The following is a 6,368-nucleotide window of genomic DNA, read 5'->3' as shown; positions in this document are numbered from 1 at the left end:
GCGGTGCGGCTGGTTCTGGATCACGAACGCGAGCATACGTCGCGGTGGGCGGCGGTTTCATCGATCGCCGCCAAGATCGGCTGCAAGAAAGCCGAGCGTGACGGCGGCGTGCGCGCCGGAGTTCCCACGGATGCTGCGACGAAACTGAAGGCTCTGGAACGCGAGAGCCGCGAGCTTCGCAGGCCAACGAGAGCAAGGCTTCCGCGTATTTTGCCCAGGCGAAGCTCGACCGCCGGTTCAGGCCACGATCGCGTTCATCGACGATCACCGCAAGGCGCATGTGAGCCGATCTGCAAGGTGCTGCCGATCGCCCCGTCGACCTACCACGACCATGTCGCCAAGCGCGTCGACCCCTGCCGGCTGTCGGCTCGGGCAAGATGGGATACAGCCTCGAAGGATGAGGTCCGACGGTTTGAGGCGAACTTCCGCGTCTACGGCATTCGCAAGGTCTGGCGGCGGTTGCGTCGCGAGGGCTTCGAGGTCGCCCGCTGCACGGTTGCCCGCTTGATGAAGGCCATGGGCCTCGAAGGCATCGTCCGCGGCAAGCCGATCCGCACTACGGTGAGCGACAAGGCCGCACCTTGCCCTCTCGACCACGTCAACCGCCAGTTCCATGCTCCGGCGCCGAACATGCTGCGGGTCTCCGACTTCACCTGCGTCGCGACCTGGACGGGCTTCGTCTATGTCGCCTTTGTCATCGACACCTATGCCCGTCGGATCGTCGGCTGGCGGGTGAGCCGGACGGCGCATGCAGCCTTCGTTCTCGATGCCCTGGAACAGGCTCTCCATGATCGGCGGCCCGCGCGGGGAGGCGGGCTCATCCATCACAGCGATAGAGGCAGCCAAGGCGGATTCAACCGGATCGTCGCAACACCGGCATCATACTGTCCCCCAAGGAGCTGGTCGAGGAGTTCGGCAGGTGTTTTCCAGCCGAGCGTTTTGCGCGGTCTTGTGTTGATAGCATGGGCAACTGCGTCCAGTTCCCGGGCTGTGTGCCGACTGAGATCCGTGCCCTTTGGAAAGTACTGTCTCAGCAAGCCATTGGTGTTTTCGTTGGAGTCTCGCTGCCACGGGCTTGGGGATCGCAGAAGTAAATCTCGAGCCCGGTGTCGATGCGCAGGTCGGCTGCTGCGCCATTTCCGCTCCATGGTCCCAAGTCAGCGACTGACGCAGCTGCTCGGGAAGTTTGCCCATGGATCGGGCTATGGCTCTGCGGACTGCTTCAGCGCCGTGGCCTGCAAGTGGTGGACCGTTCTTGATGCGCAGGCTCTGCTGATAGCCATGCATGCGCGGCAGGTGAAGCACGCATTGTGAAGCGTGAACTTCGTTCCACGAGCGTACCGATCGCCTAGCTTCCGAGGCCAAGGATGAGGTCGCCTTCCCAATGTCCGGGGACAGCCCGATCGGCAATTTCGGCCGGACGGTCGCTTATTATAAGGGCGTCTCCAATGAAGGACTTGTTGCGAACTCGGGCCCGTTCGCGCGGTACGCGCGTTCGCGCGGTACGCGCAACGCTCGGCCTGAACGCAGACATGCGGTCAGTCCTCGGCGCAATGCTCCGCGTCCTTGAATGTACAAGGACTGATAGATCGTCTCGTGGCTGATCCGCATGGTTTGATCCTCTGGGTAATCGATCTGAAGCCGATTTAGCGATCTGCTCGGGGCTCCAGGCTGCCGACCACCTCCGGCTCTGTCGTTTTTTCCATACCCACCTTGGGGCCCTCGAATGAGGCGCCATTGGGGTTGGTGACTTTGCCGGCCAAGCGCTCCTCAACATATTCACGCAGAGCCGGATTGACCGCCAGCTTGCCAGGAGGCCGCCGGGACTCACGATCGGCGTGCCATTGGGCGGCACTGGCCGGTAATCCAGATTGCCGCTGCGCGTCGCGGCATTGCGCCTGACCTCCCGCGAGATTGTGCTCGGCGGCCGACCTAGTTTACGAGCAATGGCCCGGATGCCGATTCCCTTGGCAAGCTCAAGCGCAATATCCTCGCGCTCCCGAAAGAAAGATATCGCCCCGAAGGCGGCTTCGCCCACGGCGCCAAATGCGTTGGCGGCATCCCTCCTGCACTCCGAAACCAGCGCGGACCAAGAGGCGTTGATGTACCGGCATCCAGTGCGGCCTCCTCGCTCGAATGTCCCAAGGCAATAGCTTGCCAGAACCGGAAGCGATTCTCACGCTGCCAGGCGGCGGACGCCCGGGCGAATCTAGCTTCTTTCGAGTGCACCGATCTGAAGCGCGTTGGTGAACCGTCATTGCAACCTCCAATCCCTTGGTGTTGCGACGACCGGTTGAATCCGCCCAACACGTCAGCATTCAATACACCGAGCGCTTGGCGGAGGCCGGCGTCGAACCCGCAGTGGGCAGTGTCGGCGACTCTTTCGATAATGCTCTCGCCGAAACGATCAACGGTCTTTACAAGGCCGAGGTGATCCATCGACGCGGACCCTGGCGCTCATTCGAGGCCGTCGAGTTCGCCACGCTCGAATGGGTCGACTGCTTCAACAATCGCTGGCTGCTGGAGCCCATCGGCAACATCCCGCCGGCCGAAGCCGAGGAACGCTACTATGCCATGTTGGATGAACCAGCCATAGCCGCGTGACTCAAACGAAACGGCCACCGGAATGCCCGGGGCAGTTCACATCGCATTTGATGCCAGCTTCATCGTATTTTCTTCGGCTTGGACGGGCACTTGGCAGACCCACAGAGCTGGGAACCCTTTGCCATACTACAACTGTAACATCATATCGGTTTAGCAGGTCAAGCTTCGGTGGTAACCTCATTGGGTAGAATAACTACTTTGGAGGCGAGCAATGGATCGCGATAACAAACGGGCACGTGCAGCTGCAAGATCATCTCAAGGCGTGGGGAGCAGTAGCCTCCGTGACGTTCCAGAGGGGCCATTGAGCGATGTTGCAGAACGGCTGGTAACCGCTAACCCGCGCGATACAGCGCGAAATCTTGGGGGCTTCAAAGGCCTCGGGACGCACGAGCGAACAGCCGTTCGGGGCACTCAACCCGGGCCAGAAACTGACCTCGCGAGATTTGAAAGGCGGACCAATCGGCTTGGACGATCAGCCATCGATCTGGCCGCGACATTAACAGCCGAATTGGGGTACAGCACGGATGACATAGCATTGCAGAAAGTCGGAGCGGCCAGTAATCTAGGCGATTACCTAACGCCAGGGCTGCAAGATGCTATTGTTAATCGCATTGGCAACATGGATCCGCCGTCGCAAGCTCTCGGAGCTTATTACGTTGCGCCACACTTCAGTAAGTTTACTGACGAAAACAAATCTCGCATTCTTGATCAGGCCATTGGATTGGCTTCTTCTGATCCGGATGGCAATGTCAGGATGATGGCATCCAATGCTATTCTCAACATGTATCAACAGTTAGACGCAAATCAACAGGCCCAAGCTCACTCAGTTTTTCCCGGCATGCAAGACATCTTGCCGCACATGCCGCCGCCGCAGCATGCAGCAGAGGAACGGAGTGCGAATCTGGACGGCCACATAGCAGGTATTGAGGCTGCAGTCCGTGATACAGTAGGCCCGCAAACCTCCTATGAACAGCTGCAGCGGGGTGCTCAAATCGGGCGGTCCATAAACCACGCCTTCAATCACGCCCGAGAGGACCTAATGGAGGCCACCAGAAGCAGAGATCGCTCCGGCCGTTGAGGTCTCGGCCATGGTACAGTGACGCTTTCTCTCCCGAATTCCGTTTACGGCCTTGCCGTTTCCAATTCGCTGGCCGTTGACGTACCTGCTTAGTGTAACTTTCAAAAACCACGTCTGCCGGGTGATGCGCTGCAAGCATCGCACCACCCGCTGCGGCATCGATCTGTCGAGCGGCGACATCGCGCGACGCCGGTTCGATCTCTGAAGCACGCGCAGCATTAGCTACGGCTAATCCGGCAATGGAACAATGCTTTCAACAAAAACGACGCCCCCCAACATAGCCATTAGCATCGCGTGCTCACTCGCCGTGGGCTTCTGTGCGGCAAGTCTTTACGCAACCTTCCGCCACGGCGGCAGCGGCGAGGCTCTGATGGCGTTTGATGTCCGTGCCTTTTGGTTTGAGACGCCCTTCTATTTGGGTTTCGCAACCCCCGTTTTCTATCGGGGCGCGGCTATCGTGCTCTCGACGTCCGCGGTCGTCTTGCTGATTCAGCAGATCGTATTGCGCCGCAAGCTCGAACACCACGGGACGGCTCGTTGGGCTCGAGTGGATGAAATGCGACGCGCGGGATATCTGCGACGATACCGTGGCGTGACAGGGCCGGTGTTTGGGAAGACAAGTGGCCCTTTCTGGCCTGGCTACTACCTGACCAATGGCGAGCAGCCTCACAGCCTCATCGTTGCACCGACCCGCGCTGGCAAGGGCGTCGGCATAGTCATTCCAACGCTACTTACATTCAAAGGCTCGGTGATAGCTCTGGACGTCAAGGGGGAGCTCTTTGAGCTCACCTCGAGGGCGCGCAAAGCCGCAGGTGACGACGTGTTTAAATTCGCGCCGCTGGATTCGGAGCGGCGCACAAACTGCTACAATCCGCTGTTGGATCTTATAGCGTTGCCTCCACAGCAGCAATTCACCGAAGCCCGCCGCTTGGCCGCAAACCTGATTACGGCCAAGGGGGAGGGCGCGGAAGGTTTCGTCAGCGGCGCGCGAGATATCTTTGTCGCGGGAATCCTTGCCTGCATCGAGCGGGGCACGCCAACAATCGGCGCCGTCTATGACCTCTTCGCCCAGCCGGGGGAGAAGTTTAAGCTCTTCGCGCGACTCGCCATGGAGACCCAGAACAAAGAGGCACAACGCATCTTCGACGACATGGCGGGGAACGATACGAAAATCCTAACCTCCTACACTTCCGTGCTCGGCGATGGCGGGCTCAACCTGTGGGCGGATCCCGCTGTAAAGGCGGCCACAAGTCGCTCGGACTTTTCGGTCTATGATCTTCGCCGTCGCAGAACGTGCATCTATCTTTGCGTTGGTCCGAACGACCTTGAGGTGATCGCGCCTCTGATACGCTTGTTTTTTCAGCAAATCGTTTCAATTCTGCAGCGGTCGCTGGCCCGCCGGGATGAAAAGCACGAGGTTCTCTTCCTGCTCGACGAGTTCAAGCACTTGGGTAAGCTGGAGGCGATCGAGACCGCAATCACGACTATCGCGGGCTACAAGGGGCGTTTCATGCTCATCATCCAAAGCCTTTCGGCACTGACGGGGGCTTATGGAGAGGCTGGCAAGCAGAATTTTCTCAGCAATACCGGACTGCAAGTGTTCATGGCCACGGCTGATGACGAGACTCCGAACTACATTTCCAAGGCCATCGGTGAATACACGTTTGAAGCCAAATCGATTTCCCACAGCCAGGCGCGAACGTTCGACTGGACCATTCAGAATTCACATCAAGGTGCACCGCTATTGCGTCCCGAACAGGTTCGGCTGCTCGATGACGACTACGAGATTGTTCTCATCAAAGGTCTGCCACCATTAAAATTGAGGAAGGTGCGTTATTTTTCGGATCGCATTCTGAAACGCATCTTTGAACGCCAGACAGGCGCCCTCCCGGAGCCGGCGCCCTTGACGGGAGCAGAGGAGGCGCTCTCCGCCGAATCTCAACTCGATGACCCGCTGTGTGAATTGGCGCAGGACTTTGACGATACAGTTTGATGTGAGGCTGGTGTGGACCCCGCGAAAAAATCCATCCCGTGTAACAGCTTTGTCGCAGGTGCAGGACGCCGGCTTGGAAGGGCCAAGCCCGGCAAGTGGGCTTTGAGCAGCACGTGTCCGAGGCGCTCCGGCCGCTGTTCGATGGTCGAGCTGACGAGCCGCCAACCAATCCAGAGGAGCTTCTGCGACTGGAACAGGGGGTTTCGCGAGGTGCTTCAGCGAGGGCAGGATCATCAAGCCGCCTCGTCTTTTTTCAGCAACCCAGGGATGCCCGCTGGACGGGATGACCTCAACAGAAGCGTGTCGGAGGCTTTCGCAAGCTCTGGGACGCCGGAGTTCGGGCCGCCGCCCCCAGTCTTGGCTGCCAGCCAACAGCAGATCCGCCCTTCGCCGGATGCGCTTGACCAGGGCAACCACCTGCCACCCGAGTGAGTCGTCCCAACAATGAACATTCACCAGCGCTGTTGTGGCCAGCGCAGACGCAGAGGGCCCTGAATACGCCGCAAGCCGTCGCCATTCAGCAGCAGCTGAGCGAAATCGGCAATTCAGGCGGCCGCGTGCATATGCAGAGAGGGGCTGATGCGATCTCCGGACCGGTAGCTCTCGCCGTAATTGATCAGGCTGGTACTGTTGGAAGGCTTGATCAGCCTCGTCACCCCAATCTCCAGCATAGCTCACTGTCACGCGGCCAAC

Annotated in this window: 2 protein-coding genes, 3 pseudogenes and 1 other annotated feature; of the genes and pseudogenes, 4 read left to right on the top strand and 1 reads right to left on the bottom strand. The window is 59.4% G+C overall.

Annotation, left to right across the window (positions count from 1 at the left end; all coding sequences use genetic code 11):
* Positions 1–846, top strand: a pseudogene (locus NKJ90_RS33170) (IS3 family transposase); the annotation flags it as partial.
* Positions 203–315 (top strand) — a sequence feature (AL1L pseudoknot). (Overlaps the previous pseudogene by 113 nt.)
* Here the strand turns inward: NKJ90_RS33170 and NKJ90_RS33165 are convergent.
* A pseudogene (locus NKJ90_RS33165) lies at positions 825–2,258 on the bottom strand (IS30 family transposase). The pseudogenes NKJ90_RS33170 and NKJ90_RS33165 overlap by 22 nt on opposite strands.
* Positions 2,259–2,301: 43 nt before the next feature.
* On the opposite strand from NKJ90_RS33165, the pseudogene NKJ90_RS33160 reads away from it, so the two are divergent.
* The 3 genes and pseudogenes from NKJ90_RS33160 to virD4 form a co-directional block, all read left to right on the top strand.
* Positions 2,302–2,604, top strand: a pseudogene (locus NKJ90_RS33160) (integrase core domain-containing protein); the annotation flags it as partial.
* Positions 2,605–2,905: 301 nt separating this feature from the next.
* Positions 2,906–3,682, top strand: coding sequence for a hypothetical protein (locus NKJ90_RS33155; protein ID WP_245260339.1), 777 nt, complete (start codon positions 2,906–2,908; stop codon positions 3,680–3,682).
* Positions 3,683–3,929: 247 nt separating this feature from the next.
* The gene (gene virD4 / locus NKJ90_RS33150) at positions 3,930–5,675 is read left to right on the top strand and encodes a type IV secretion system ATPase VirD4 (RefSeq protein ID WP_352487763.1); all 1,746 of its coding nucleotides are present in this window, start codon (positions 3,930–3,932) and stop codon (positions 5,673–5,675) included.
* Positions 5,676–6,368: the final 693 nt, after the last annotated feature.

It is taken from the genome of Mesorhizobium sp. M0051, from assembly GCF_040323235.1.
GTDB lineage: Bacteria > Pseudomonadota > Alphaproteobacteria > Rhizobiales > Rhizobiaceae > Mesorhizobium.
This window is presented reverse-complemented; position numbering and strand designations above follow the sequence as displayed.